Genomic DNA, 26,491 nt, shown 5'->3' with positions numbered 1-26,491 from the left:
CGCTCACGCCTGGCGTGCGGCGGCGGCGTCTTGTCGCGAGAGCCACGCCTGCTTCATGAAGCGGCGGACGTCTTCGTCGACGCGGATGTCGCCGGGGCGCAGGGGACGCGTCAAGTACAGACCGTCGAGCGAGGTGAGCCGGCTCAGCGCGACGTAGGTCTGCCCGGGGGCGAAGGCGCCCGATCCGAGGTCGACCACCGCGCGGTCGTAGGTCTTGCCCTGCGATTTGTGGATCGTGACGGCCCACGCCAGCCGCAGGGGGAACTGCGTGAACTCGGCGACGATCTCGCGCGACAGGTTCTTCGTGCCCGGGTCGTAGGCGTAGCGGTACCTTTCCCACACGGCCGGCTCGACGTCGTGCTGGATGCCGTCGACCTCGACGCGCACGCTGTCGCCGGCGATGCGGGTGACCGTGCCGATCGTTCCGTTGACCCACCGCGGCGCCTCGCCGAACTGCCCCGCGTCGTTGCGGAGGAACATCACCTGCGCGCCGACTTTGAGCGTCAACTCCATCTCGGCGGGGTAATTGGCCTCGCCGCGGCCGAAGTCGCCCGAGATCTCCGCGTTCGCCGTCTGCGTGCGCCCGACGAGTTCGTCGAGGTGCTTGCGGTTGATGGTGTTCACGCGGTCGTTGCGGGTGGCGAGTGTGATGACCGGGTGCTCGCCGTCGGCGGGATGCGGCGGCGTCCGCGCCCCGGCGGTGTTCAGGATGCCGGCCATCTCAGCGGTCACGCGCCCGTAGCGCACCGCGTTGAGCAGCGTCTTGAACCCGGGGTCGGACTGGCGGTGGATCTCGACCAGTTCGTTCACGTGCAGATCGGCGCCGTGGCGCCCGATGTCGATGAGCCCGTCGCCGGTCGCCTCACCCGACCACACCTTCGCGTCGAAGAACCAGAAGGAGCGGTAGTGGTCGCGGATGTAGCGCATCTCATCGCCCCGCGGCGGGACGGGCGCCAGCTGGTACGGGTCGCCGAACATGACGATCTGCGTGCCGCCGAACGGCTCGGAGCGCCGGCCCCGGGCCTGGCGGAGCGAGCGGTCGATGGCATCCATCAGATCGGCGTTGACCATCGAGATCTCGTCGATGACCAGGGTGTCGATGGCGTTGAGGATCTTGCGGGTGGCGTCGTTCTGGTCGATGTCGCCGTTCGCGATGAGCCCGATCGGCAGCCGGAACAGCGAGTGGATCGTCTGCCCCTCGACGTTCAGCGCCGCCACGCCCGTCGGCGCGCACACCGCGATCTGCTTCTTCGTGTTCCACGCCAGGTGCTGCAGCAGAGTCGACTTGCCGGTACCGGCGCGGCCGGTGACGAAGACGTGCTCGCGGGTGTCCTCGATCAGCCGGAACAGCGCCTGCTGTTCGGCGGAGAGGGGCGGCGTGGTCACCGGCCCATGCTAGTTCGCGTGATCGCGACGGGGCGGAGACGAGCCGACAGGGCCGGCCGCCGGCTCGGTGTGGAGGAGCAGCCAGCGCGCTTCGCCCGAGAGCACGTCGGCGACGTGGCTGCGGAACCGCGGGCACTGCGTGATGTCGTGCGACCGGCACCGCAGCGCGTGCTCGGTCATCGCGCGCGCCTCGGCGATCTCGGCGGCGCGACGGTCGAGCTCGGCGACGTGCTCCTCGAGCACCCGATGCCGGTCGGGGGCGTCGTCGTCGAGCAGTACACGGATCTGATCGAGCGAGAGCCCCGCCGCCTTGTTGCGCAGGATCACCGCGATGCGCACGGCGTCGTCGTCGCCGAAGCGTCTGCGCCCGGCTGGATCGCGGGCAGGGTGCAGCAGCCCCGCGTCCTCCCAGTGACGCAGCACGTGGGTGTCGAGCCCGAATCGCGCCGCCGCTTCGCCGATGGACTCACCGCTTGACTTCATGTCGACATGAAGTCACACGATGGACGCGAACACAAGCGGAAGGAGCCCATCGTGTACGACGCGATCATCATCGGAGGCGGCCCCGCGGGCCTGCAGGCGGCGCTCACACTCGGCCGGATGCACCGGCGCACCCTGCTGCTCGACTCGGGCGGATACCGCAACGGTACCGTCCGGCACGCGCACAACCTGCTCACCAACGACGGCCGCGACCCGGCGGAGCTCCGCCGCATCGCCCGAGGCGAGATCGCCGCGTACGACGCCGTGGAGATCCGGGATGCCGTCGCCACCGAGGTCGTGCGCGACGGCGACGCCCTGACGGTGACGGTGGACGGCGACACCCTCCGCGCTCACGCGGTGATCCTCGCGAGCGGCGTGGCCGACGAGCTCCCCCCGATCGCCGGCCTCGCCGAGCACTGGGGAGACACGGTCGCCAACTGCCCGTTCTGCCACGGCCACGAGTTCGCCGGCCGCCCCGTCGCCGTCGTCAACGCCTCGCCGCACGCCGCCGTCCTGGCGCGCATGCTGGAGCCGGTGGCATCCGAGGTGCACGTCGTGGCCCCCGATGACGTGAGCGAGGTCTCGGGCAGTCACGACGGACTCCGCCTTCGGCTGGGCGACGGGACCGCGCTCGAGGTGGCCGGCGCCTTCGTCGCGCCGACGTGGACCGTGCGCGGCGCGTTCGTCGATGCGCTCGGTCTCGAACGCCAGGACTCGGGCGCCATCCGCACCGACCCGTTCGGACGTACGAGCGTCGAGGGCGTCTACGCGGTCGGTGACATCGCCCAGCCCGACCACCTGCCGGGGCCGATGTTCTCGCTCGCGGCGGCCATCGCGGGGGGACAACTCGCGGCCGTCGCCGTGGTGCAGTCACTCGTGGCGTAACGCACGCGGCGCCCCCACAGGACTCCTTTCTAGACTGGGGACGTGAGCAACGCCGGCGGGGGCCCCGCGACGCCCGAGGGTGTCCGCGGCGTGCGCGCGCGCCGGCGACTCGAGATCCCGGCGATGGTCCTGATCGGCGTACTGCTCCTCGCCGCACTCGGCGCGGGGGCGGCGTCGCTGTACCGCGAGTTCTACAGCCCTCGCGCGTTCGTGCTGCACTACCTCGAGCTGCTGCAGGAGCGCCGCGCCGCCGAGGCCCTCGCCGTGCCCGGCGTCGTCGTCGACTCCGCCGAGCTCGAGGCGGCGGGGCTCCCCGCCACCGCCTCCGAAGCGTTGCTGCGCCCCGATTCGCTGCAGGCGGTGACCGACGCCGTGGTCACCGGTGAGAGCGTCAGCGGTGACCGCACGCGTGTCAGCGTCAGCTACAACGTGGGCGGATACGCGGGCTCGACCACGTTCGACGTGACCGCCGACACCGGCAGTTCCCTGCTGCCCCGCTGGCGCTTCGCCCGCAGCCCGCTGTCGGTGATGAACCTCTCGGTCGAGGGGTCCATGCGGTTCGCGGTGAACGGCTTCGAGGTCGACAAGCGTCAGGTCTCGATCGAGGGGTCCGACGTCGATCCCACCGCCGCCCTCCCGCTGCTGGTCTTCTCGCCGGGTCTGTACTCGGTGTCGGTCGACACGGCCATCTCGGCGACCCCCGGCGTCGCCGTGCTCGCCGATGCGCCGCTGGCCGGCATCCCCGTCGACGTCGAAGCGCAGCCGACCGAGGAATTCCTCGGGGTCGTGCAGCAGAAGGTCGAGGACTTCCTCTCCGCCTGCGCGGAGCAGGAGGTGCTGCAGCCCACCGGGTGCCCGTTCGGCTTCACCGTGCGCAACCGTATCGACGACGCCCCCTCGTGGTCGATCGTCGAGCAGCCGCAGGTCACGGTCGAGCCCGACGGCGCCGGCTGGCGCATCCCGTCGGCCCCCGCGGTCGCCCACATCGAGGTCGACATCCGTTCGATCTTCGACGGCAGCGTCCGCACGGTCGAAGAAGACGTCGAGTTCACCGTCGACGGCCGCATCACCGTCGAACCCGACGGCTCGGCATCCATCCTCATCGGCGGCTCCTCCGACTGAGACGGCGGTCGCCCCGGCGCGTGGCCCCGGCGGATGCCGCGGGAGGCCCCGGCGGGCGGATGCCGCGGGCACAACGGCGGATCTTTTCGACGACACGCCGCCGCCCGGCATTCACCGCCCGCGTGTCGCCCCCGTTCTCCGCCGTTGTGCACGACGAAAGTGCCGCGGGCGGCGGCACCGCCTCGGCTCAGCTGCCCCCGCGGGCGGCCACGCGTGCGTCGCGGGCGGCGAGGCGCGCCAATTCTTCGTTGTAGGCGTCGAGCTCGAGGTCGCCGACACGGTCGACGTGGCGGTCGCGGCGCTTCTGCTGGCGCTCGTCGCTGCGGCTCCACTGGATCGCGACCGTGATGGCGAGGATGAGGGTGGGGATCTCACCGACCGACCAGGCCACGCCGCCGCCGACGTACTGGTCTTCCAAGGGGGTCGCTCCCCACGTGCGGCCCATCGCCCCGAACCACTCCGAGACCATCAGACCGGAGTTCATCATGATCGCGATGCCGAAGAACGCGTGCATCGCCATGATCGCGATGAGCACGAGCAGGCGCATCGGGTAGGGCAGGCGGAACGGCACGGGGTCGGTCCCGACGAGGCTGAGCACGAACAGATACCCGGTGACGAGGAAGTGCGCGACCATCCAGATGTGCCCGACGTGGTCGTACAGCGACCACCGGAACAGGTCGGTGTAGTAGAACGCCCAAAGCGATCCGATGAACAGGCCGGCCGCGACGTAGGGATTGGTCAGCACCGAGGCGACCGGATTGTGCACCGCCCACAGGATCCACTCGCGGCCGCCGCGCGAGCCGTCGTCGCGCTTGCGGATCGCGCGGGCCGCGAGCGACACCGGGGCGCCGAACACGAGCATGAGCGGGATGGCCATCGACAGCAGCATGTGCCCGATCATGTGCATGCTGAACAGGTAGTCCTGGTACACGTTGATCGGTCCCGACGTGACCCAGAACACCCCGAACAAGCCGAGGCACCACAGCACCGTGCGGTGGATGGGCCACGTGTCGCCGCGGCGAAGGAGTCGCCAGACACCGGCGAGGTAGAAGAACAGGCCGAACGCCACGAGCAGCGTCCACAGCAGGTCGACGTTCCAGGCGGTGAACCAGCGCTCGAGGGTCAGCTCGGGGGGCAGGGGCGCACCGGTGAGCACCTCGGCCGGGGTGGTGCCGACCAGGGGCGCCTCGGCGGGCGGGGGTGTGCGCGCCAGCGCCGCGGCGACACCACTGGCGATGCCCATGAAGACCAGCTCCAGGCTGACGACGCCCCAGAACCGCGCCGAGCCGGGCTCGTCGGCCATGCGCGAGATGAGGCGACGGCGGTACCAGGCGCCCAAGACGCCCATGGCCACGAGCGCGACCACCTTGACCAGCACGAGCACCCCGTACGCCGACCAGAGGTTCTCAAGACCGAGCAGGCCGATCGAGGCGCGCACCGTGCCCGAGACCGCGACGACGATGAACGCCACGAGTGCGATCGAGGAATACCGCAGCAGGGTGGTCTGCAGCTGCCCGCGCGACATCGCGGGTCGCACGACGACGAGCAGGATGAGGCCACCGAGCCAGGCGGCGGCGGCGATGATGTGCAGCACCAGCGAGGTGACCGCGGCGTCGTGGCTGGCCTCGGTGCCGGAGTGGCCCTGCGTGCCCATGGGGATGAGCGAGGCGATCGCGAGGATCGCCACGATCAGCGTCGGGATCCAGGAGCGCACCGCGAAGGTGAGAACCGTGAGGACCGCGCCGGCGATGGTGGTGATGAGCCAGGCCTGACCGGGCGGACTCTCGACGAGGAAGCGTCCGAGCTGCTGCCCGAAGACGGCGTCGAGGGTGGGGGTGGCGTTGAGGACGTTGAGGAACGTCATGTACCCCGTGACCGCTGCGGCCACGGTGAAGAGGGCCGCACCGATGGAGGCGGTGTCGAGCGCGATCTCGAAGGGTCGTTCTCCCGCGGGGAGGGCGAACAACGCCAGCACCAGCGAGCCGATCATGGTGGCCGCGGCGAGGTTGACCATCACCGTGGCGATCGGCAGCCCCCAGCGCACCACGGGGCCCGCGTCGGCGAGACGCCCGGGGGCCGCTCCCCCGCCGAAGGCGAGTCCGGCGACGACGGCGATGATCGAGACCGCGACCAGGATGACGGGCCCCGCGACGCGCAGAAGTCGGGGATTCACCCGACAAGCCTACGTCGCCGGGAAAGATCGGAGGGGGGATGCCGTGGCATCCCCCCTCCGATGGTTCGAGACCGTCTTACTTGACGGCGGCCTTGAGCTTGGAGCCCGCGGTAACCTTGACGCGCTTGCCGGCGGGGATGGAGATCTCCTCGCCCGTCTGCGGGTTGCGCCCGGTGCGAGCCGACGTCGCGACCTGCTCGAAGGCGATCCACCCGGGGATCGAGACCTTGCTGCCCTTGGCGACCGCCTCGGAGACGGTGGAGAAGAGGGAGTCGAGCACGCCCGACACGGCGGACTGGCTCTGCCCGGTCGCGCTGGCGATGCTCGCGACGAGCTCGGTCTTGGTGATGGACTTGTCGGCCATGGTTGTCCTCCAGACGGCGACGAAGCCGTCTCTCGTTACTCGGACGAGGAGGAATTCTCCTCGGTGGTCGGGAGACCGCCTCGACAGTATCAACCGAACCGCGGAATCACGCGGATCTTGACGGTTTTGGGTCCTGAGGCCGCGGCGTGTCGCAACGCGGACGGGATCGAGCGTGCGCGACCGCGGCCGACGCCGTGGGACGGTCCGGCCCGCCCGGCGCCTCCGGGGCCGTGCCGACGGCGCGTCGCCGGGTGAAGTCGGAGGGCTCGGCGGGCGATCCTCCATCCGTTTTTCCGGGAGTTCTCCGCGGGCTCGTCCTCACCCGCCTGGGCGCCAACAAAGCGCAACTATGATGACCGAAATAGCAGCCGGGGCCTCGTGACAGCGGTGTTTCCACCCGCTGGCGGTGCATGACCGGGGAGGGACCATGCCGGGTACGCCCGCCTCGATCGAGGCACGCGCTGCATTGCGCGTCGCGGCAGCGACGACCGCCCAGCGGCTGTGCCCCGGCCACGGTGTCGCCGTGGCGCGCCACCTCGCCCTGCTCTCCGAAGCGGAGTTTCCCGACCCGCCCATCGTATGGACCGACACGACGGCCCTCTCGCTCGCGTCGCTCTTCGCCGCCCGCGCGCGGCGCGACGCCCTCGCCGAAGGAGCCGACGCCGTCGCACGCTACTTCCAGGACGTACGGCTGATCCGCCCCGCCTCCCTGTCGTCGGGAGCGCGCTCGCAGCTGTACGCGAGCGTCGGTGAGTACTGCAACGCGATCGGGTGGCCGCAGGTGGGCGCACGATTCGGCGCCGAAGCGCTCCTGTTCGCCGACACCGACGCCACGAGTTATCGCGCCCTGTCCGTCAAAGCTCTGGGCTACGCCCTCAACGGCGAGTACATCTCCGCCGAAGCAGCTCGGGTCGCCGCGAACGAGCTGTTCCGGGCTCAGGGCTGGGACACCGCGGAGACCGCGTACCTGCTCCTTCTCGCCGAGGCGCTGGTCGCCTCCGCCCGTCTGGATGTCCCCCGCCTGCTCGAGGCCGCCGACGCGATGAGGCGCACGCAGCCGGACGACCCCTATTGGGGCTACTCCGCCAGAGCCATCGAGGTCATGTCCATGATGTTCCGCCGCGACCTCGGTGCGGGCCGGGCCGAAGCCCGTCGGCTCCTGCACGGCAGCCGTCGACTCAGCAGCCACCGCATGATGCGGTACTTCCTCGTCAGCGTGCTCTCGGACATCCTCGTCGCGCAGGGCGAGTATCGCGAGGCCCTCTCGGTCCTCGAACCGTTCGAGACCCCCGAGGGTCACGGCGTCTGTTTCTCGATGCAGCGCTCCGCCGCCCTGCTTCGCCTGGGGCGCGAACGGGAACTCCTGCTCGAGACCGATGCGTGCGTGGCATCCGGAGCCGATCACTGCCTCCGCACGCTGACCCCCCTACTGGTGCGACGAGCCCTTTCGCTGAACCGGCTCGGTTACACCCGGCGGGCGCACCAGAGCATGGAGGCGGCGTTGCACCTCATCACCCGTACCGGGTCGTCGGCGACGCCGTTCCTCATGCTGCCGCATGAGGAGACCCGGTCGTTGATGGATGCCGTCGCCGCCCGGGACCCGGAGCTCGCCGACATCATCCCCTACCTGCGCGCGGCGCTGGCACGCGTGGCGACGCCGGATGCCGAGGCCTCCTCGCCCCTGGCCGCGGCCCGCCTGACCCCGACCGAGGCGGCGACGGCCGAGTTGCTTCTGCGCTCGCTGAGCCTCGTGGAGATCGCGCGGGAGCGGGGCGTCTCGCTCAACACGGTCAAGAGTCAGGTGCGCTCGATCTACCAGAAGCTCGGCGTGGGCGGCCGTGCGGAAGCGGTCGAGCTTCTGGCGTCGCGTGACACGTGACGATGACGAAGGGCGGGGCTCCTCTCGGAACCCCCGCCCCCGTCGACGCGTGACAACGACGAGAGGCGGGGGTTCCGTTCGGAACCCCCGCCTCTCGTGCGGGTGTCTGGTGCTTACCAGCTCGACTTGGTCACACCGGGCAGCTCGCCACGGTGAGCCATGTCACGGAAGCGGACGCGCGAGACGCCGAACTTCGTGAGGACGCCACGGGGACGGCCGTCGATGACGTCGCGGCTGCGCACGCGCGCGGGCGACGCGTTGCGGGGGAGCTTCTGCAGACCCACGCGCGCGGCCTCACGGGCCTCGTCGGTCGCGTTGGGGTCGACCAGGGTCTTCTTCAGCTCGGCGCGCTTCGCGGCGTAGCGCTCGACGACGACCTTGCGCTGCTCGTTGCGCGCGATCTTGCTCTTCTTAGCCATGTGCTTAGCGCTCCTCTCGGAAGTCGACGTGCTTGCGGACCACGGGGTCGTACTTCTTGAGCACGATGCGGTCGGGGTTGTTGCGGCGGTTCTTGCGCGTCACGTAGGTGTACCCCGTGCCGGCGGTCGAACGCAGCTTGATGATCGGACGAACGTCCTGAGCCTTCTTCGCCATTACAGCTTCACGCCCTTCGCCTGCAGGTCACGGACGACGGACTCGATGCCGCGAGCGTCGATGACCTTGATGCCCTTCGCCGAAACGTTGAGCTTGATGTTGCGACCCAGCGACGGAACGAAGTAGGTCTTCTTCTGCACGTTCGGGTCGAAGCGGCGCTTCGTCCGGCGGTGCGAGTGCGAGATGTTGTGACCGAAGCCGGGAACCGCTCCAGTCACCTGGCACACTGCTGCCATGGTGATGTCTCCTTCTGTACCGTGACACCGGACGGTGCCACCCAAGATCCCTTGTCTGCACCCCGTCTGAGCACGGCGGAAGGCCAAGATCAGATGGTGGGATGCGAACTGCGTGCTGGGAGTGCGCGCAGACAAGGGGTCAGTCTAGCACGGGCGGCGTGTCGGCTTGACGGGGGCCATCGCCGGCGGGGACTCCGCCTCCCCGACGATGTCCCACTCCTTGCAGACCATGTCCCACTTCGTGCGACTTCGGGGGCACCCACCCGCACCATTCGGGACATGCGCACGCTGCGGCGGTGCCGCCGGCTGAACACACCCCTCAGCGCCCCGCCTCAAGACCCCGCCGCCTCCGCGGCCCCGCGACCCCAGCGGAACGCCGAGACCGTGGCATCCCCCTCGATCCAGAACCGCCAGGGAAAGGCATCGGTCCCCGCAATGCCCGCGACGCCGACCCGCGGTCCCGTCGCGATGGGGCCCGCGGGCTCCGTCGGCAGCCACAGGCGCGCCACCGCCCCGGCCTGCTCGGAGCCCGTCACCGCGTCGATGCCGTCGTGCACCGGGTGCCGAAGCCCCACCGCATCGCCGAATCGCCCCGGCCCCCGGGCGAGGTCGCGCGGCGCACGCACGGCTCCACGCCGCTCGAGCCGCCGCCGCTCGGCCACCTCGGCCCCTTCGACGATCTCGCCCGCGCGCAGCAGCACACCGCCGGCGACCCCCTCGGGGCCGCACACGACATTGACGCACGAGTGGATGCCATGACTCAGGTACACGTACAGGTGCCCGGGTTCGCCCCACATGGTGGCGTTGCGCGCCGTCGGACCCCCGCGCGCGTGCGAGCCGGGGTCGGGCCGGTCGCCCGTGCCCCGGCCGTGGTACGCCTCGACCTCGGTGAGCCGCGCGAGGACGCGCTCCCCGGCGACGACGGTCTCGAGCACCCCACCCAGCAGTCGCGGCGCGACCTCGACGGGAAGCGCCGCCAGGTCGTCTCGCGTCGCCGGACGCATCACTGCGGCGGCACCTGGCACCACGACAGGTCGAAGCCCTGGAGCGCCACGACCTCCTGGCCGGTGTCGACCTCGACCAGATGGGTCAAGAGGCGCTCGGGCAGCGGCAGCTGATACCGGTCGAACGGGTTGTCGACGGCGCGCGGGGCGATGAGCACCGCGGCGTACCGCCCGCTCGGCGAGACGCACGTCTGCAGCACCGTGTCGGAGCCGGGCACCTCGAGCAACGGGCGCACCGTGCCGTCGGTCTCGACGTGGGCGACCGTGGTGGAGCGTGAGACGCCGTCGGTGCTGATGTCGGCGAAGGAGCGGATCGTGCCGGCATCCGTTCCGGGCACGGGGGTCGCTCGACCGGCCAGCCCCGGCGGATCGACCGGTTGCACCAGAGCCTGCTCCGAGCCGTCGGTGAGGTCGATCTCGCGGATGCCCTCGAGACGCTCCACGATCGCGACCGACGAGCCGCGGGCGATGCCGTCGATCGACACGGCACTGCCCAGCGGCGCGGCATTGCCGCCCTCGGCGTCGGTCAGCAGCAGACGCGAATCGAAGGTCAGCACGAGCATGCTGTCGGTGTCGGGCACGAACCGGTAGTCGGCGATGCGCACGTCGCCGCCGTTCAGGCCGACCTCCGTAGGCGGGGCGTCATCGGCCGCCGAGGCGGTGAACAGACGGCTCTCGCGGCCCCCGGCGGCGCTCAGGTCGGCATCCGAGAAGGTGAAGCCGATCCGCTCGCCGCGGTCGGCCGACTGCAGGTTGTTCACGAAGCCGGGCCCCGGGAGGGCGATGTCGCGCGCGTTCTGCCCGTCGGGGTCGGTCACGATGACCCGCGCGGTGTCGCCGTCGCGCACCGAGACGACGAGGTGGTTCGCCGTGGCGCGGAAGTCTTCGATGTGGGGATGCACGAAGACGGGCAACCCCGCCTCGCCCTGCAGGTCCGTGCGGAAGATCGTGTCGCCCTCGGGGGTACCGCGCTGCATCAGGTACGCCTGCAGGGGCGGGGTGTGGAACGTCTCGGTCAGCGTCGAGGCGGGACCCGCGCCGAGCCCGTTCACGTCGTCGATGGTGATGCGGTAGTCGGTGTCGTCGCGCAGCGGCAGCGAGAAGCGCACGCCGACGCTCCGGCCCGCGGTGTCCACGGTGAACGGCGTCGCCGGCTCCACCGACACCTGTGACGCGTCGACGCTCTCGAGCGACTGCGTCGTGGTCAGGATCACGCGGGAACCGGATGCCGCGATCGCAGCCGCCGGATCGACCTGCACGTCGGTCACCCGCGGCCCCTGGGCTACGGCGACGACACCACCGACGCCGCCCACGACCACCAGGCCCACGAGCACCGCGGCGAAGGCGACCGCGAAGGCGCGCCCCCGGCGCGTGCGCGAGCGGGACCGGCGGGAGTCAGTACTCATACGGGTCCGCCGGTTCGTCGATGGATGCCACCTGCTCGGCCCGCACCTCGAGCGCGCCGTCGCCGCTGGAGCGCACCGTGCCGGTGACCGTGACCCACTGCCCGGTGGCGGGAGCGGAACCGGATGCCGCGATCGGCAGGCGCGCGGTCTGCGCGTCGATCACGCAGTGCGTGATCACGAGACGGGTGAGGTCGAAGCTCGAGCCGTCGCTCGCCGGAGTGATGAACCCGGTGAGGGTGACGGGCTTGCCGTCGAAGGTCTCGGGGTTGGTGGCGTGGGCGAACACGGCCGACCAGTCGCCGATGCCGAACTGCGAGGTGTCGCCCGAGGCCGCCAGGGTCACCACGTCGGACCCCGCGAACAGCGGCGGCGCACCGATGTCGCGCGAGACGGCGAGCTCGGTCGACAGCGACGTGGCCGGAGTCAGCAGCACGGCGATCACCGCGCCGGACGCGAGCACGCCGCCGGTGAAGGCCGCGATGCCTGAGGGCGTCAGCCGTGGGCGGGCGGCGAGGTGCTCGTGAGCGGCGTGGTCGTGGTCGTCGAGCGGGTCGCTGTGCTCGTGATCGGCGTGCGCGAACGCCTCGCGACGAGCGGACGCGGCGGCGGCGGCATGGCCGTGCTCGTGGTCGTGGCCGTGGTCGGCCTCGGCCCCCAGCGGCAGCGCGAACGAGGCCACGGCGCCGATCAGCAGAACGATCGACATGCCGACGGCGAACCACGCCGAGTCGGGGTTGATGTACAGCGACATGCGGCCCGTGATCCACAACGTGATCGTGGTGATCGACAGGCAGGTCGCGAGCCCCACGCCCAGCCACCGCGTCGCGAGGGCACCCGTTCTAGACAACGAGGTTCACCACCGTTCCGAGGGCGAAGGCGAACAGCACGACGACGACCGTCATCCCGACGAGCACACGCGTGGTGAAGGTCGTGCGCAGCAGCGCCATCATCTTCAGGTCGATGATCGGCCCCACCACGAGGAACGCCACGATCGACCCCGGTGTGAAGGTGGAGGCGAACGACAGCGCGAAGAACGCGTCGACGTTCGAGCACAGCGACACCACGACCGCGAGCAGCATCATGGCGGCGATCGACAGCGCGGGGTCGGAGCCGATTGCCAGCAGAGCGCTGCGCGGAACGAGCACCTGCACCGCCCCCGCCAGCAGCGAGCCGATGATCAGGGCCGGCATGACCGAGCGCAGTTCGACGACGAACTGCGCCAGGGTGCGCCGCCCGCGGTCGCCGCGCTCTTGCACGACGATCTCGCACGTCTCGAGGAAGCGCTCGGTGAGCAGTCTGTCGGGATCGGGATGCCGGCTGTACAGCCACCCGATGAGGTTGGCGACGAGGTAGCCGCCGATGAGGCGCGCCACGAGGATGCCGTCGCTGAAGCCGAATGCGGCGTGCGTGGAGATGATCACGATCGGGTTCACGATCGGCGCCGCCACGAGGAACGTCAGCGTGTCGGAGACACCGAAGCCCCGCATGAGCAGGCCGCGGGCGAAGGGCACGTTGCCGCACTCGCAGACGGGGATGAACATGCCCAGAAGCGACAGCACCGCCCGGCGCGCCCACGGCGCGCGCGGCATCCATCTCTCGATCGCCCCCGGCGGCACCCACACCTGCACGATGATCGACAGCACCACGCCCAGTACGACGAACGGCAGCGACTCGATGAGCACGCTGAGCGCCAGGGTGAGCCCGTCCTGCGCGCGAGTGGGCAGCGACTGGGCGAAGACGGCCGGGGCGAGCGCGTCGACGAGGAACAGCGCCGTGACCACGACGACACCCAGGCCGAGCGCGACGAGGGTGCGCGAGGCACCCGAACGTTGCGGCGAAGGTGCCGTGAGGCGACTACTCGTCGCCACGCTCGCGAGCCCGGGCACGGGCGCAATCGGTGCAGATACCGAAGATGTCGACGACGTGCTCGGCCTCGCTGAAGCCGTGCTGTGCCGCGGTGCGCTGGGCCCACTCCTCGACGTCGGTGGCCGCGATCTCGACCGCCTTGCCGCACGAGCGGCAGATCAGGTGGTGGTGGTGACCGCGGGTCTCGCACGCGCGGAAGAGGTTCTCGCCCTCGGGGCTCTGCAGGGAGTCGGCGTCGCCCTGCGCCGCCAGCCCCGCCAGCGTGCGATACACGGTGGCCAGACCGATGCCGGTGTTCTCGTCGCGCAGGGTGGCGTGCAGGGTCTGCGCGCTGACGAACCCGCCGGCTCCCGACAGGGCTTCGCGCACGCGCTCGCGCTGCCACGTGTTGCGCTGGACCATGCCGGCGAGTCTAGCGAGGCGTCCGGTGAATCGGCTGGGGGTTACGCGGTCGCCGTCGACGGCCTCGCGCATCCGCCTCGCGCCGCGGCGCCTCGCCTCCCGCCCGCACCCGGGGCGTGCCGCCGCCGGTCGACGTCAGAGCGCGCGGGTGGTGCGGTCGCGCCGCGCACCCACCAGACGGCACACGAGGTAGATCACGAACGAGATCGTGGTGATGTAGGGGCTGACCGGCAGGGTTCCGGCGACGGCGAGCAGCACCCCGCCCACGGCCGAGACGAAGCCGAACAGGGCCGCCAGCAGCGGCACCGACAGCGGACCGGATGCCACGCGCATCGCGGCCGCGGCCGGGGTCACCAGCAGCGCCATGACCAGGAGGGCGCCGATGATGTGCACGGCGACGGCGACGATGAGCCCGAGCAGCAGCATGAACGCCAGCGACACCGCGGTGGTGGGCACCCCGCGGGCGGCGGCGGACTGCGGGTCGAGCGAGTCGAAGCGCAGGGGGCGCCAGATCAGCAGAAGCGCCGCCAGCACGGCCACGCCGATGACGACGAGCCACCCGAGCTGCGCGCTCTGCACCGACACGATCTGCCCGGTCAGCAGGCTGAACCGTGTGGCGCTGCGGCCGTTGTAGAGGGAGAGGCAGAGGATGCCGACACCCAGGCCGAACGGCATGAGCACGCCGATGATCGAATTGCGGTCGCGGGCGCGCGCGCCGAGCAGGCCGATCAGGGCCGCCGCGATGAGCGAGCCGACGATGGAGCCCGAGACGACGTCGACGCCGACGAGCAGGGCCACCGCGGCGCCGGCGAACGACAGCTCGCTGATGCCGTGCACGGCGAAAGCCATGTCGCGCTGCATGACGAAGACGCCGATGAGTCCGCCGACCAGGCCCAGTACGGCCCCGGCATAGACGGAGTTCTGCACCAGTTCGAGGATCGCGCCGTACTGGCTGACCCCGCCGAACAGCGCGTCGCCGACGTCGGACCAGTTCATGCGTCGTCCTCGTCGTGGTGATGGTGGTGGGCCTCGTCGGCATCCGGTGCTCCGACGACGATGAGCTGGCCCCCGGCGCGCACGACGAACACCGGGGCGCCGTAGAGGGCACTCAACGTCTCGGTGGTCAGCACCTCGTCGGGCGTGCCGAGGGTGAAGCGGCCGTGCGCGATGTAGAGGATGCGGTCGACCCGCGAGAGCACGGGGTTGATGTCGTGCGTGACCAACAGCACGGCCGCGTCGCGCTCGCGACGGTGCCTGTCGATGAGGCGCACGACGGCCTGTTGGTTCGCGAGGTCGAGGCTGGTCAGCGGCTCGTCGCACAGCAACAGGGCGGGGTCGTCGGCCAGGGCCTGACCGACGCGGAGGCGCTGCTGCTCACCGCCGGAGAGAAGCCCGACGGGGCGGTCTCCGAAGGCGGTGGCGCCCACGGCCTCGAGGAGTTCGTCGATGCGCGCGCGGTCTTTCCTGCGCGAGAGCGGGAGCCCCAGCCGGTGCCCGTCGACGCCGAGGCCGACGATGTCGCGGCCACGCAGGGGGGTTTCGCGCGGCAGGGGTCGCTGCTGGGGGATGTAGCCGATGCGGCGATTGCCCGCGCGACGCACCGGCGAACCGAGCGCCTCGATGGAGCCGGCGCTCAGCCGCTCGAGGCCGAGGATCGAACGCAGCAGCGTCGTCTTGCCCGAGCCGCTGGGCCCGAGCACCGCGACGAGCTCGCCGGGCTCGACCTCGAGGTCGAGCCCGGCCCAGAGCTCTCTGCCGCCCCGCTCGAGGGCGGCGCCGCGGATGCGCAGCGGGGCTGCGGCGGTCACGCCGCCAGCGCGTCGGACAGCGCCGTGATGTTGCTCTGCATCCACGAGATGTAAGTCTGACCCTCGGGGAGCGTTTCGGTGAACTCGATCACCGGGATGTTCTTGGCCTTGGCTTCGTCCTCGACCTGCGTGACCTCGGCGCCGCCGGTCTGCGGGTTGACGATCATGACCTTGATCGCGCCCGAATCGAGCAGCTGCAGCGCCTCGAGCAGGGTGGCGGGCGGGACGTCCTGACCCTCCTCGACCGACTCGCTGAACTCGTTGGGGGTCGCGTTGTCGAGCCCGGCGGCCTCGATGAGGTACACGGGCACCGGCTCGGTCACGAAGACCTTGGCACCGGCATCCTTGGCCTCGATCTGCCCGAGGGAATCCTCGAGACCGGCGATCTCGCCGAGGAAGGCCTCGGCGTTCGCCGAGAAGTCGGCCGCGTGGTCGGGCGCGAGCTCGCCGAGGCGCGCGGCGATATCGTTCGCGAGGTCTTCGACGGTGTGCGGGTCGTACCAGACGTGCTCGTTGAAGCCCTCGATGTGATCGTGGCCCTCGCCCTCGGCGTGGTCGTGGCCGTCTTCTGCGGCGCTCTCGCTCGGCGCGGGGGTCGCCTCGTCGCCGTGCGCCTCGTCGTGCGACGCGGCACCGGGGTAGTCGTGATTGAACTCCACGGCGGTGATGACCGGCGCGGTGGTGCCGCTGGCCTCGACGAGCGACTCCATGAACGAGTCGTACCCGCCGCCGTTCTCGATGACGAGTCCGGCGTCTTTGAGCGTGAGCTGGTCTTGCGCGCTCGCCTCGTACTCGTGCGGGTCTTGCGTGGGCGAGGTGATGATCGAGGTGACGGCGACGAAGTCGCCACCGATCGCTTCGGCGATCGAGCCGTAGACGTCGGTGGATGCCACGACGGTGACCTTGTCGGCGCCGGACGCGTCGGAGCTGGTGGCTGCGGGGGCGCCGCCGGCGCAACCGGCGAGCGCGAGAACGGAGGCGGCCCCGAGGGCGACGGGGGCGAGAATGCGACGGGTCATGGGAGCAACCGTAACGCTGGTGATAATCGTTCTCAAACTCAGCCGGCAAGCCAAACGATGTTCTCAGCAAGACGCCCTCCCCGCCACGCGGTGGGCGGCCGGCGCCGACACCGGCGTGGGCGAATCGACATCTCGCCGTCGGCACCCGCGGCGTCGACCGCCGCGCAGTTCAGCTGTCGGCGCCCGCAGCGTGAAACGCCGCGCGGATCAGCGCCCGGGGCCCTCGGCGTCCGCTGCCGCGCAGATCAGCGCACGGCCGCGGCTCAGCGCCCGCGGGCTCGTCGTCGCCCCCGCCACGCCTTCCACGCCCCGGTCGACCACAACGCCCAGATCATCAGCAGGGGCTGGAAGAGCAGACGGATGCCGCGGGCGAGATCGGTGTCGAGGCCGAAGGCGTCGGTCCCCCGCACGAATTGCTCGATGTTGCCGGGGAAGATCGCGACGAAGAAGGCCGCGACGATCCAGCCCACCGCCACACGGAAGCGACCGAGCACGAGGAGGGCGAGGCCGAGCGCGATCTCGACGACCCCGGATGCCACGACGGTGACGTCGACCGGAAACGGGAGCCATGACGGCACCTGAGCGACGAAATCGTCGCGCGCGAAGGTGAGGTGCGCGGTGCCGGTGAACACCAGCGCGGCACCGAGCAGCCAGCGGGCGAGGGTGCGGACGATGCTCACCCTCTGAGGGTAGGCGGGGATGCCGGGGGCGCAGCCGTCACCTGTCGACGATGCGGTTGCCCCTTACGCCCGCCCCGGAGACCGTCGGTGAGCGCACCGAACGACTGAGATCTCAGCCGGCTCCGTAGAGACGCTCTAGCTGGTCGTTCCAGACCGGGGTGGCCTTCATCACTTGACCGGCCTGGTTCGGTGCACCTTTCAGGCGATAGACCTGAGGACCGCTCGGATAGTGATCAAGCAAGTGTGGCAACGCGGCGAGCAGGGAAGAGGTGAGCCAAGCGATGCCATCCGGCCCCGCAGGCCCGTTCATCGTGAGACCGATCCAGTGAAGCCTGGCGTCGAAGATGGCCTTTCTCTCCTCGTGCCTCCGTAGCTGCTGCCGGTCCAAGGTCACTATGGCGTGAAACCCGGCTTCGCTGACCATCGGCATGAGCTCGGGGTCGAGAACGGAGACATAGCGTGCGCGGTCGCTATAAGCGGAGGCGAACTCGTGAAGCGTCCCATAAACCGCGACAAGCGCTTCCGCCACGAGAGGGGGAAAGTTCTCATCGAGGAAGAACTTCATGAGGCGCGGAGATGGCTCCGGACGGAGCGGTCGAAATCGACCGCATCCTGCACTGCGTCCGGCGTCACGCCGGGGTAGAAACGCTCGACCTGGTCGTATGGCACCTGACCCGTGCGTACAAGAGCAGCCACATTCTCGTAAGGCAGTCGCGTCCCCGCAATCGTCGGAAGCCCCCGGCCCGACGAGGATCGACTGAGAGGTGGTCACGAGGGCGCAGGAAGTCCGGAACGTCGCGGCCTCGCACCGTTGTGAACGGCTGAAAGATCTCGGCAAGCGAAGCGACAACGGACTGCCCGGGCTTCTTCACGAGATCGATCAAGCCATCCTCAGTCAGGACGGCAACCGTTTGACCGTCCGTCCCGAACGTGTACGAACCGGGATGTTCCGTGAGCTCATCTACGCTCGTAAGGTTTCCGATGGCCTTGCGGATCCTCTGAAGGGGGACCGCATCGCGTAGCCGAACGAACGAGCGCAAGGCGACAACATCCCGGAACGAATACACCGCGGGACGACTGTCATGGATCTCAGGGCGGAGGAGATCGGTGGCACGCCAACGGCGGAGTTGCGCGACAGAAGCACCCGACAGCGTTGCGGCGAGCTCGATCGAAAACGACACCGCGGCCCACCTCCCAGAATCGTCGCCTGAGTATGACACAGACCCCCGACACCGGCAGGACGCCCCATACAGGTGCCCCTGAACGTCCCCCGCACGAGAGGTCAGCGGCGCAGGATGCGGTGGGCCAGGGCGTTGCCGAGCAGCTGGCCGGCCTGCACGATCACGACGATGATCGCCACGGTCACCCACGTCGCCTGCTGATTGAACTGCTGGTACCCGTAGATGATGGCGAAGTTGCCGAGCCCGCCGCCGCCGATGTAGCCCGCCATCGCCGACATGTCGACCACCGCGATGAACATGAACGTGTAGCCGAGGATGAGCGGTGCCAGAGCCTCCGGGATGACGACGCCGAACAGCACGCCGATGCGGCGGGCCCCCACGGCCCGGGCGGCCTCGACGGTGCCCGGATCGACCGCGACGAGATTCTGCTCGACGACGCGGGCGATCACGACCGTGGCCATGATCGTGATCGGCACGATCGCGGCATCCGTCCCCAGGGTCGTCCCGGTCACCGCGCGCGTGACCGGGGCCACGGCGGTGAGGAAGATGATGAACGGGATCGGGCGGATGACGTTGATCACGAGGTTCGCGACGGCAAAGACCACGCGGTTCTCGAACAGGTTGCCGGGCCGGGTGGCGTAGAGCAGTGCGCCGATGACGAGACCCGCGACGCCCGAGATGAGCAGCGACACGGCCACCATGTAGACCGTCTCGCCGATGGACTGCAGCAGCACCGGGGTGAGGGTGTCCCACTTGTTCACGCGCGCACCTCCGCGGCGTTGGGAAGCACGACGTCGGTGTGGGCGCGCAGCTCGGCCACGATGGCGTCCAGGTTCTCGGCGTGCACGCGGTAGGTGAGGGTGCCGAGCTGCTTGCCGAGCACGTCGGTGACCCCGCCGTAGACGACGGAGTGGCGCGCGCCGTGGCGGTGGAACACCTCGGAGACGTCCTCGCTCGTGAACTCGTTCACCTCGACGCTGACGAGGTCGCCGCCGCCCGCGGCGAGCGCCGTCAGTGCCTCGCCCGACGGCACGCCCTGGGTCACGGCGGCGACGAAACGCTTGGTCAGCTCGGCGCGCGGGTGCGCGAAGACGCGATACGTGTCGCCGCTGTCGACGACGCGGCCGCCCTCCATCACGATGACCTGGTCGCACAGCTCGTGCACGATCGAGATCTGATGCGTGATCACGACGATGGTGATGCCGAGGCGTCGGTTGATCTCGCGCAGCAGGTCGAGTACCTCGGCCGTGGTCTGCGGGTCGAGCGCGCTCGTCGCCTCGTCGGCGAGCAGGATGCGCGGGTCGGTGGCGATCGCTCGGGCGATGCCGACGCGCTGCTTCTGGCCGCCCGACAGGCGCCGCGGGTACTGTTTCGCCTTGTCGCCGATGCCGACGAAGTCGAGCAGCTCGGCGACCCGCTTGTCGCGGTCGGCCTTCTTCCAGCCGGCGACCTTCAGCGGGTACGCGACGTTCGCCGCGACCGTGCGCGACGAGAAGAGATTGAACTGCTGGAAGATCATGCCGACGCGGCGCCGCAGGTCGCGCAGCTTCGCCTCGGTGGCATCCCCCACGTTCACGCCCAGCACCTCGACGGTGCCCGATGTGGGCTGCTCGAGGCCGTTGAGCAAGCGCACGAGCGTGGACTTGCCGGCGCCGGAGTAGCCGATGACCCCGACGATCGACCCCTCCTCCACCGTCAGCGACACGTCGTCGACAGCGGTGGAGGAGGTGCGGCGATCGGTGCGGAAGCTCTTCGTGACCCCCCGCAGCTCGATGACCGCGGTCATCCGTTCTGGGCCTTGAGGGCGTCTTCGAGGCTGGTCAGCTCGTCCTGCAGCTGCGCGCCGGTCCATTCCGTCTTGAACTGCAGGTTGCCCTGGTTCAGCTCGGTGACCGCGGCCTCGACCTCGGGCGAGTGGTAGGCGGCGACGAGCTTCGCCCAGCGGGGGTCGTCCTTCTTGTCGTCACGGGTGACGAAGGCGTTGATGTACGGCGCGAGCTGCGGGTTGTCGAGGTCTTCCTTGAAGATGATGAGCTCGTCGCCGAGCCCGCCCTTCTGCGCCTGCGTGTTGTTGACGATCGCGGCCTGGGCGCTGCCGTCCTTGAGCGCGGTGACGGTCTGGTTGGTGTCGACCTGCAGCAGCTTGATCTTGGTGGTCTCGATGTCGGCGGGCGTCGAGAGGGCGGTGCCGCCGTCCTTCAGCGTCAGCAGACCCGCGGTCTGGAGGTTCAGCAGACCGCGCGCGAGGTTGGTGGGGTTGTTCGGAATGGCGACGGTCGCGCCCTCGGGGAGGTCCTTCACGTCGGTGTACTGCTCCGAGTACAGCGCGAGGGGGTAGACCGCGGTGGCTCCGACGGGCACGAGCGTGCCGTTGTTCTCGACGTTGAACTGCGAGAGGTAGATCAGGTGCTGGAAGAGGTTCACGTCGAGCTCGCCGTCCTGCACGCCCTGGTTGAGCTGCACGCCGTCGTTGATCGTGCGCACCTCGAGCTCGATGCCCTCGTCGGCGAGCTTCTGCTTCAGCACCGTCCAGTGCGCCTCGTTGCCGTCGTCGGCGCCGAGGACGATGCGGGTCGAGTCATCGGATGCCGCTCCCCCGGCGCACCCGGTCAGGGCGAGAAGGAGGGCTGCGGTGGAGGCGCCGAGGATCGTGGCCAGGCGTGCGGTGCGGCGTGAAGTCATGGCTCCACATCATCATGGGCGGGGCGGATGCCGAAGTCGAGGCGTTACGGCCGGTAACGACCTGTCATGCGGGGTAATCGATTCGACGTCGCGTCGGCGAAAGGAGATGATCGCGCTCGCCGACCGGACCCCCGGTCCACGTCACGCGTCGGCGAGCGACCGTGACACGTCGTCCAGCGGCCGCGCAGGATCGGTGGGGAGAGGGCGTCGACGGCCCCCTCCCCACGGTGATCAGTTCTGTGCGTTGTACGGCGCCTCGACGGTCGACGTGGTCTTCGTTCCGTCGACCGTTGCCGTGGCCGTCACGGTGGCCGTGCCGGCGGGGATCGTCGCCCTCGTGGAGTTGACGATCGCGCTGACGGTCTGGCCGGGCCGGACCTCGGCGAAGGTCTTCTTGCCGTAGGCCGTGACGATGTCGATCCGCACCGGCACCGCCGACCGGTTGACGGCGGTGACGGCGACGTACGCCTTGCCCGCGATCTTGCGGGAGGATGCCGTGGCATCCACTTTCAGGGCGGGCGCCGGCGCCGCCGGCTTCATCGCGGTGAAGGTCAGCTTGTCGAGGTTGGGTGCCCACTGCGAGCGCAGCCCCAGGGTGGGGAAGCGCTGCGAGATGAAGGTGGTGCCGTTGAAGTCCGGCGCCTCCTTCGACGCGAACGAGACGGTGTTGGCGCCGGCTTTCAGCTGCACGGGAACGGTCAGGTCCCAGAACTGGTTCGCGTTGTAGCTCTGCGGGAAGAGCACCCGCTGGACGGGACCGCCGTTCACCGACACGTCGGCGCGGCGCGCGACCGGGTCGGGGTTGTAGTGCGACGCCGGGGACTGCTCCTCGTTCGAGTAGCGCACCGTCATCGCGTACATACCCGCCTGCGCGACCGTCACCGTGTGGGTGAGGGTGTTGCCGTTGTTCTGGGCCCCGCCGATTGCGACGACCGCTTTGCCGCCGCTCGCGAGCGAGAGGTTCTGCACCTTCGTCGTGCCGGCCAGCACGCCGGCCTCGGCTTCGATCGTCTGCGCGGCGAGCTTTCCGCCCGATGCGCCGATGGAGATGCGATCCAGGGCGAGGGTTCCGCTGCCGCCGACGATCTCGACCTTGTTGATCCCTCCGATCAGGAACGCCGGAATCGTGGCGGTGTCGGTGACCTGGCCGAGTTCGACGCCGTTGACCGTGACCTTCGCGGTGCCGCCACCCAGCGTTCTCACCTCGAGCGACTTCTCCGAGTCGTCCTTGTTGTAGACCCAGAAGGTGGCGGACTGGTCCGCGCCCACGGCGACGTAGCCCGACCCGGAGACGCCACCGCGGTCGTACGCCGGTGCCGCGCCGCGGAGCACCGCGTTCTCGGCCTCGTAGAGCGGCGTGTAGGCGGCATTGGGCAGGGTCACATCGATCTTGTCGATGATGGCCGCGCCCGTGGTCGCCTTCGTGCCGTCGAGACTGCGCGCGGCGAGGGTGATGGTGTTCTTACCCGCGTTCAGGGCGACTTCGGTGTCGGTGTGGTCCCACACGACCCACTTGTAGCCCAGGTCGGCGTAGATCTCCTGCTCGGCCGCCCCGTTGACCCGGAGGAACATGTTGACCGGACCCTGCGCTTCGTTGCGGGCTTCCTTGTTGTAGGCGTTGGCCAGCACGCTCAGGTCGTAGGTACCGGCCTGGGGGACGTCGACCTCGAAGTTCAACGCGAGGGTCGAATCGGTCTCGATGCCGCCGACGTTGCGCTCTCCCGACGTGTAGAACTTCGCCACGTCGCGGGGCGATCCTTCGGGACCGTTGTTGTAGTACGGCGCGCCCGTGTGGGGGGCTGCCTCGGCTTCGTAGACACCGCGCCATGACACGGACGGGACCGAGGGCGAGGTCGTGTCGGTGCCCGGCGTCACGACGATCTCGTAGGCCGAGTCCTTGCCGAGCGCGGGCAGGTCGCCCTCGCCGAAGCCCAGCTCGAGCGTGCCGTTCTCGACCGGGGCGTCGTACTCCTTGACGGTCTGCGGTTCGGCGGAATCGCCGATCTGCCCCGTCCAGCGGATGTCGCGGATCAGCACGTGGGCGGCGCTCCCGACATACGACGGCAGGTTGTCGATGAAGACCTTCTGCGCGCCGGTCGATCCGCCGATGAGGGCCTTGACCTGCTGCGTGGTGTCGTCGATCGTCGCGACGCCCTGGAGGGTGTAGCTGACGTCGGGCTGCGGGGGCGTGACCCGCACGGTGTCGCCGGTCATGTTGCCGTACGCGTTCAGCAGCCACCACTGGCCGTTGCCGCGGTTGGCTTCGACGGCGGAGTCGGAGAGGTTGCCGTCGATGTTCCAGTAGGCGATGTCGGCGTCGATCTTGCTGTCTTCGACCGCGGAGATCCATTGGATCATCTGCGCGGGAACCGAGGTGTGGTAGTTGAAGGCGTACTCGTTCACGTTGATGGGCAGTTGCTTGCCCTCCCATTTCGTGCCGGCGAAGAAGCCCTTCTCCCAGGTGCGGTAGCGGGCGACGCTCGAGCGGATCGTCGCGGGGTCGCTCAGCTCGTGCCACGTCACGACCTCGGGCACGGTGTCGTTGGCGACGGCGTGCTTCATGAACCCCTCGACCTGGTTGTAGAGGATGCTGGTGTTGGGACCGGCGATGCGGGCATCCGGCAGCTCCGCCTTGATCGCGCGGTAGAAGTCGTCCCACGCGGCGAAGAACTTGTCGGGGTTGTCCAGCCAGCTGTAGCCCCAGAAGTTCTCCGTACCCCCGCCGTACATGTTGCCCTCGGGCTCGTTGAACGGCACGAAGACGATGTTGTCCTGGTATTCAGCGGGGAGCTGCGCGACCTGCTTCGCCTGGTCGATGACCGACTGCTTGTACCAGGCGGTCTTCTCCGCGCCGTTGTTCCCCGGCACCTGGTACGGGAAACCGCGGTTGATGTCCGTCATGTAGATGTAGACATCACCGTCGGAGGAGTCCGCGAGAGGCTTGACGACCTCGAGCGCGTCGGCACCGGGATGCTGGGGCCCGTCCTGGGCCTTCGTCGAGACGGTGCGGAGCTGGATGCCGTCTATCAGGTTGTTCGACGGCAGGCCCGGCCCGTACAGACCGTAGAGGGTTCCCGACGCACCGCCCATGAAGGCTCCGGTCCGATCGGCGGCGTCGATGGAGAGCTCGCCGGGCGTGATGACGCGCACGGTCGCCGTGACGGCAGTCGTGGTTCCATCGACCACCCCGTTCACGGTGAACGAGCCGCGCCGGGCGTAGGCGGACGCGGGTACGGCCTCCCAGGTGACGAGCGCCAGGCGTTCCTGGCCGTCGCTGAACATCGCACGCACGCCGGGCAGGGTGGGCGCCGTACCCACCGTGGTGCGGGTCTGCGTCGTCGTCTCGCGGAGTTCGGTGATCGTGGGCGCCGACGCGCCGGCGAGATCGCGCACCTGCTGCGGCGACAGAACGGTGTCGTAGACCTGGAAATCATCGACCGCGCCGGCGAAGAAGGGGTGCGCGCCGGTCCAGAAGGGTTGCCCGATGTACCCCGAGTTCGGCGACGTCGCCCCGTAGAGTGCCTGGGCCACGTCGATGCCCACGTCGGTGCGGCTGACCTCCAGACCGTCCAGGTAGAAGATGACGTTGTCACGGTCGAGGGTCGTGGTGACCAGATGCCACTCGTCGGCGGGGAGGGCCGTCGCCGCACGCGCGCCGACCTCCTGACCGTTGGTCGCCGGTTTGGCGCTCGAGCGGGCCACACCGTCTTCGAACTTGGGCGTGTAGAACGTGGCGCTGTCGCGGTTCTTGCCCAAGACGTAGAGCCACTCGAAGACCGCGCTCCCCTCCCACTTCACCCAGGACGAGATCGTCGCGCCCTGGAGGTCCTTGAACAGGCCCGCCGGGACGGTGACATAGGGCGCGGTCGTGGAAGTGCGCTCCCCGCCGCTCAGGCGCAGTGCCTTCCCCCCACCGGGCCGGTCGACGAGTTTCGCCGACCCGGGGTTGATGAGCGTGCCGTCGCGTCCGTCGCCCGATGTGTCCTCGATGGTCGCGGTCAGTGCGGCGGCACCGTCGAAGTCGTAGTCCAGGATCAGGTGGTCGGCGGTGGCGGCCGGCGCGGCCGCCGACGCACTGTCGGGAAGGGCCGGTTGGCCGATGGCGAGAGCGGCGACGGCCAGTCCTGCCGTCACGGCTGCGATGGGCTTGCGGGAGGCGAGCCGCGGTGATGACCTCATGGGATGTCCTCGTCATTGAGTGGATGTCCGATACGTCGGTCGTATCGGGTTCAGGTGATGAAGTGAACCGGTTCGACGATGGGCGACGAACCGGGTGCGCTCCGCGTCCTCAGGCGGTGCTCCCCCTGTCGGTGAGCTCGGGCTCGATGAAACGCACGACGGGCGGCCCGCCCTGCGGATCGTTGATCCGGCGCACCAGCTGCTGAACCGCCGCTCGGCCCAACCCGTCGGGGGAGGTCTCCACTGCGGTGTAGGGCAGCAGGAACGTGCGGCCGAAGTTGCGCGGGTAGAGGCTGACCACCGACAGGTCGCGAGGGACGACCGTGCCCCGCTCGCGCAGGACCGCGGGGAGGGCGGCGATGGAGGCGTCGTTGTGCACGATCACCCCCGTGGCCTGCGCGTGGGCGTCGAGGATGGCGTTGAGGCTTCGCTCGACCGCGGGCTGTTGCGACTCACCGTAATGGGCGTGCACCGTCAGTCCGTGCTGCGCGGCCCGCTCGAGCGCGGCGTCGCGGAAACGCCAGGCGTACGCCCCGCCTCGGTCGAAGACATGGCGAGGCGGAGACACGAGGACGATCTCGCGGTGGCCGAGGTCGTACAGATGGTCGACGAGAAGCCGGGCCGCTCCCTCGAAGTCGAGGTCGAAGACGTCGAGCGCGTCCGTGTCCCTCGGGAGGCCGACGAGCGCGGCGGGCTGCCGCGCCTTCCGCAGCGCCGGGAGGCGCGGGTCTTCGTGGGTGACGTCGAGCAGGAGCACCCCGTCGACCATGTTGGACGAGGTGATCCGCTGGATCGCCTCCGGCCCGTGATCGTCGGTGATCATCAGGATGTCGTAGCCCAGCTCTCGCGCCGCCGTCGTGATCGCGAGGATGTACTGCAGCATCGCCGGGGGGAACTCGTCGTCGTGGAACTGCAGCAGGAGCCCGAGGACCATGGTCTGCGAGGTGGCGAGGGCGCGGGCGCCGGCGTTGACCGTGAACCCCAGATCGGCGATCGCGGCGTCGATCCGCTCGCGCGTCTCGCGCGAGATCGGCCGGTTTCCCGACAGTGCGTACGAGACGGTGCTGCGGGAGACGCCGGCGGCCTTCGCTACATCGGCGATGTTGACCACGCGTCACCCCTCATCATCGAACTGGTTCGACTAC

At 69.7% G+C, this 26,491-nt stretch carries 26 protein-coding genes and 1 pseudogene; 3 read left to right on the top strand and 24 right to left on the bottom strand.

Features of this window, described 5'->3' with window-relative positions:
- Nucleotides 1–3: 3 nt before the first annotated feature.
- On the bottom strand, nt 4–1,386 hold the full coding sequence (locus tag QE410_RS00195) for an ATP-dependent RecD-like DNA helicase (protein ID WP_307326518.1): 1,383 nt from the start codon (nt 1,384–1,386) through the stop codon (nt 4–6).
- 9 nt (nt 1,387–1,395) lie between these two features.
- Nucleotides 1,396–1,869: a MerR family transcriptional regulator gene (locus tag QE410_RS00190; RefSeq protein WP_307326516.1), complete on the bottom strand. Its 474-nt coding sequence runs from the start codon at nt 1,867–1,869 to the stop codon at nt 1,396–1,398.
- A gap of 6 nt (nt 1,870–1,875) precedes the next feature.
- Here QE410_RS00190 and QE410_RS00185 point away from each other — a divergent pair, with 6 nt between their 5' ends.
- On the top strand, nt 1,876–2,751 hold the full coding sequence (locus tag QE410_RS00185) for an NAD(P)/FAD-dependent oxidoreductase (RefSeq protein ID WP_307326514.1): 876 nt from the start codon (nt 1,876–1,878) through the stop codon (nt 2,749–2,751).
- 42 nt (nt 2,752–2,793) lie between these two features.
- The gene (locus QE410_RS00180) at nt 2,794–3,873 is read left to right on the top strand and encodes a hypothetical protein (RefSeq protein ID WP_307326512.1); all 1,080 of its coding nucleotides are present in this window, start codon (nt 2,794–2,796) and stop codon (nt 3,871–3,873) included.
- A 187-nt stretch (nt 3,874–4,060) separates the two neighbouring features.
- On the opposite strand, the gene QE410_RS00175 is transcribed toward QE410_RS00180, so the two are convergent.
- Nucleotides 4,061–6,046, bottom strand: coding sequence for a cytochrome c oxidase assembly protein (locus QE410_RS00175; RefSeq protein ID WP_307326510.1), 1,986 nt, complete (start codon nt 6,044–6,046; stop codon nt 4,061–4,063).
- A 76-nt stretch (nt 6,047–6,122) separates the two neighbouring features.
- A complete protein-coding gene (locus QE410_RS00170; RefSeq protein ID WP_013584778.1) occupies nt 6,123–6,410 on the bottom strand; it encodes an HU family DNA-binding protein in 288 nt (95 codons plus the stop codon).
- A 427-nt stretch (nt 6,411–6,837) separates the two neighbouring features.
- On the opposite strand from QE410_RS00170, the gene QE410_RS00165 reads away from it, so the two are divergent.
- Nucleotides 6,838–8,289, top strand: coding sequence for a LuxR family transcriptional regulator (locus QE410_RS00165; RefSeq protein WP_307326508.1), 1,452 nt, complete (start codon nt 6,838–6,840; stop codon nt 8,287–8,289).
- Nucleotides 8,290–8,402: 113 nt separating this feature from the next.
- On the opposite strand, the gene rpsN is transcribed toward QE410_RS00165, so the two are convergent.
- The 20 genes and pseudogenes from rpsN to QE410_RS00075 all read right to left on the bottom strand — a co-directional run bounded on the left by rpsN (nt 8,403) and on the right by QE410_RS00075 (nt 26,457).
- Entirely contained in the window at nt 8,403–8,708 is a 306-nt protein-coding gene (rpsN, locus tag QE410_RS00160) for a 30S ribosomal protein S14 (protein WP_022878196.1), read from the bottom strand.
- A 4-nt stretch (nt 8,709–8,712) separates the two neighbouring features.
- Nucleotides 8,713–8,883: a 50S ribosomal protein L33 gene (rpmG, locus tag QE410_RS00155; protein ID WP_013584775.1), complete on the bottom strand. Its 171-nt coding sequence runs from the start codon at nt 8,881–8,883 to the stop codon at nt 8,713–8,715.
- Nucleotides 8,883–9,119 carry a 50S ribosomal protein L28 gene (gene rpmB, locus QE410_RS00150; RefSeq protein ID WP_055832508.1) on the bottom strand — a complete coding sequence of 79 codons (237 nt, stop codon included), beginning with the start codon at nt 9,117–9,119 and terminating at the stop codon, nt 8,883–8,885. The genes rpmG and rpmB overlap by 1 nt, the downstream gene beginning before the upstream one ends.
- A 332-nt stretch (nt 9,120–9,451) precedes the next feature.
- Nucleotides 9,452–10,123: a DNA-3-methyladenine glycosylase gene (locus QE410_RS00145; protein WP_307326505.1), complete on the bottom strand. Its 672-nt coding sequence runs from the start codon at nt 10,121–10,123 to the stop codon at nt 9,452–9,454.
- A complete protein-coding gene (locus QE410_RS00140; protein WP_307326503.1) occupies nt 10,123–11,529 on the bottom strand; it encodes a hypothetical protein in 1,407 nt (468 codons plus the stop codon). The genes QE410_RS00145 and QE410_RS00140 overlap by 1 nt, the downstream gene beginning before the upstream one ends.
- The gene (locus QE410_RS00135; protein WP_307326500.1) at nt 11,519–12,376 is read right to left on the bottom strand and encodes a TIGR03943 family protein; all 858 of its coding nucleotides are present in this window, start codon (nt 12,374–12,376) and stop codon (nt 11,519–11,521) included. Before QE410_RS00135 ends, QE410_RS00140 begins: the two co-directional genes overlap by 11 nt.
- Nucleotides 12,369–13,415, bottom strand: coding sequence for a permease (locus tag QE410_RS00130; RefSeq protein ID WP_307326498.1), 1,047 nt, complete (start codon nt 13,413–13,415; stop codon nt 12,369–12,371). The genes QE410_RS00135 and QE410_RS00130 overlap by 8 nt, the downstream gene beginning before the upstream one ends.
- A complete protein-coding gene (locus QE410_RS00125; protein ID WP_307326496.1) occupies nt 13,384–13,797 on the bottom strand; it encodes a Fur family transcriptional regulator in 414 nt (137 codons plus the stop codon). Before QE410_RS00125 ends, QE410_RS00130 begins: the two co-directional genes overlap by 32 nt.
- A 135-nt stretch (nt 13,798–13,932) precedes the next feature.
- The gene (locus QE410_RS00120; protein WP_307326494.1) at nt 13,933–14,793 is read right to left on the bottom strand and encodes a metal ABC transporter permease; all 861 of its coding nucleotides are present in this window, start codon (nt 14,791–14,793) and stop codon (nt 13,933–13,935) included.
- Nucleotides 14,790–15,605 carry a metal ABC transporter ATP-binding protein gene (locus tag QE410_RS00115; protein WP_307326492.1) on the bottom strand — a complete coding sequence of 272 codons (816 nt, stop codon included), beginning with the start codon at nt 15,603–15,605 and terminating at the stop codon, nt 14,790–14,792. Before QE410_RS00115 ends, QE410_RS00120 begins: the two co-directional genes overlap by 4 nt.
- On the bottom strand, nt 15,602–16,624 hold the full coding sequence (locus QE410_RS00110) for a metal ABC transporter solute-binding protein, Zn/Mn family (RefSeq protein WP_307326490.1): 1,023 nt from the start codon (nt 16,622–16,624) through the stop codon (nt 15,602–15,604). Before QE410_RS00110 ends, QE410_RS00115 begins: the two co-directional genes overlap by 4 nt.
- 263 nt (nt 16,625–16,887) lie before the next feature.
- Nucleotides 16,888–17,304, bottom strand: coding sequence for a hypothetical protein (locus QE410_RS00105; protein ID WP_307326488.1), 417 nt, complete (start codon nt 17,302–17,304; stop codon nt 16,888–16,890).
- Between the two features lie 112 nt (nt 17,305–17,416).
- Nucleotides 17,417–17,869 carry a hypothetical protein gene (locus QE410_RS00100; protein WP_307326486.1) on the bottom strand — a complete coding sequence of 151 codons (453 nt, stop codon included), beginning with the start codon at nt 17,867–17,869 and terminating at the stop codon, nt 17,417–17,419.
- Nucleotides 17,866–18,030 carry a DUF433 domain-containing protein gene (locus tag QE410_RS17060; RefSeq protein ID WP_373459358.1) on the bottom strand — a complete coding sequence of 55 codons (165 nt, stop codon included), beginning with the start codon at nt 18,028–18,030 and terminating at the stop codon, nt 17,866–17,868. The genes QE410_RS00100 and QE410_RS17060 overlap by 4 nt, the downstream gene beginning before the upstream one ends.
- A gap of 275 nt (nt 18,031–18,305) precedes the next feature.
- Nucleotides 18,306–18,485: pseudogene (locus QE410_RS17055) on the bottom strand (MerR family transcriptional regulator); the annotation flags it as partial.
- Between the two features lie 101 nt (nt 18,486–18,586).
- A complete protein-coding gene (locus QE410_RS00095) occupies nt 18,587–19,246 on the bottom strand; it encodes a methionine ABC transporter permease (protein ID WP_307326483.1) in 660 nt (219 codons plus the stop codon).
- Entirely contained in the window at nt 19,243–20,271 is a 1,029-nt protein-coding gene (locus QE410_RS00090) for a methionine ABC transporter ATP-binding protein (RefSeq protein ID WP_307326481.1), read from the bottom strand. Before QE410_RS00090 ends, QE410_RS00095 begins: the two co-directional genes overlap by 4 nt.
- The gene (locus tag QE410_RS00085; RefSeq protein WP_307326479.1) at nt 20,268–21,167 is read right to left on the bottom strand and encodes a MetQ/NlpA family ABC transporter substrate-binding protein; all 900 of its coding nucleotides are present in this window, start codon (nt 21,165–21,167) and stop codon (nt 20,268–20,270) included. Before QE410_RS00085 ends, QE410_RS00090 begins: the two co-directional genes overlap by 4 nt.
- Before the next feature lie 231 nt (nt 21,168–21,398).
- Entirely contained in the window at nt 21,399–25,346 is a 3,948-nt protein-coding gene (locus tag QE410_RS00080) for a LamG-like jellyroll fold domain-containing protein (RefSeq protein WP_307326477.1), read from the bottom strand.
- A 109-nt stretch (nt 25,347–25,455) separates the two neighbouring features.
- The gene (locus tag QE410_RS00075; RefSeq protein ID WP_307326475.1) at nt 25,456–26,457 is read right to left on the bottom strand and encodes a LacI family DNA-binding transcriptional regulator; all 1,002 of its coding nucleotides are present in this window, start codon (nt 26,455–26,457) and stop codon (nt 25,456–25,458) included.
- Nucleotides 26,458–26,491: the final 34 nt, after the last annotated feature.

The sequence above is a fragment of the Microbacterium sp. SORGH_AS_1204 genome (assembly GCF_030818935.1).
Taxonomy (GTDB): Bacteria; Actinomycetota; Actinomycetes; order Actinomycetales; family Microbacteriaceae; genus Microbacterium.
This window is presented reverse-complemented; position numbering and strand designations above follow the sequence as displayed.

Bases quoted from the DNA above. Each gene is read 5' to 3' on its own strand.
- QE410_RS00085 (WP_307326479.1), bottom strand. From the start codon at position 21,167: ATGACTTCACGCCGCACCGCACGCCTGGCCACGATCCTCGGCGCCTCC.
- QE410_RS00165 (WP_307326508.1), top strand. From the start codon at position 6,838: ATGCCGGGTACGCCCGCCTCGATCGAGGCACGCGCTGCATTGCGCGTC.
- QE410_RS00125 (WP_307326496.1), bottom strand. From the start codon at position 13,797: ATGGTCCAGCGCAACACGTGGCAGCGCGAGCGCGTGCGCGAAGCCCTG.
- QE410_RS00145 (WP_307326505.1), bottom strand. From the start codon at position 10,123: ATGCGTCCGGCGACGCGAGACGACCTGGCGGCGCTTCCCGTCGAGGTC.
- rpsN (WP_022878196.1), bottom strand. From the start codon at position 8,708: ATGGCTAAGAAGAGCAAGATCGCGCGCAACGAGCAGCGCAAGGTCGTC.
- rpmG (WP_013584775.1), bottom strand. From the start codon at position 8,883: ATGGCGAAGAAGGCTCAGGACGTTCGTCCGATCATCAAGCTGCGTTCG.
- QE410_RS00185 (WP_307326514.1), top strand. From the start codon at position 1,876: ATGAAGTCACACGATGGACGCGAACACAAGCGGAAGGAGCCCATCGTG.
- QE410_RS00170 (WP_013584778.1), bottom strand. From the start codon at position 6,410: ATGGCCGACAAGTCCATCACCAAGACCGAGCTCGTCGCGAGCATCGCC.
- QE410_RS00100 (WP_307326486.1), bottom strand. From the start codon at position 17,869: ATGAAGTTCTTCCTCGATGAGAACTTTCCCCCTCTCGTGGCGGAAGCG.
- QE410_RS00080 (WP_307326477.1), bottom strand. From the start codon at position 25,346: ATGAGGTCATCACCGCGGCTCGCCTCCCGCAAGCCCATCGCAGCCGTG.
- QE410_RS00140 (WP_307326503.1), bottom strand. From the start codon at position 11,529: ATGAGTACTGACTCCCGCCGGTCCCGCTCGCGCACGCGCCGGGGGCGC.
- QE410_RS00190 (WP_307326516.1), bottom strand. From the start codon at position 1,869: ATGAAGTCAAGCGGTGAGTCCATCGGCGAAGCGGCGGCGCGATTCGGG.
- QE410_RS00090 (WP_307326481.1), bottom strand. From the start codon at position 20,271: ATGACCGCGGTCATCGAGCTGCGGGGGGTCACGAAGAGCTTCCGCACC.
- QE410_RS00110 (WP_307326490.1), bottom strand. From the start codon at position 16,624: ATGACCCGTCGCATTCTCGCCCCCGTCGCCCTCGGGGCCGCCTCCGTT.
- rpmB (WP_055832508.1), bottom strand. From the start codon at position 9,119: ATGGCAGCAGTGTGCCAGGTGACTGGAGCGGTTCCCGGCTTCGGTCAC.
- QE410_RS00120 (WP_307326494.1), bottom strand. From the start codon at position 14,793: ATGAACTGGTCCGACGTCGGCGACGCGCTGTTCGGCGGGGTCAGCCAG.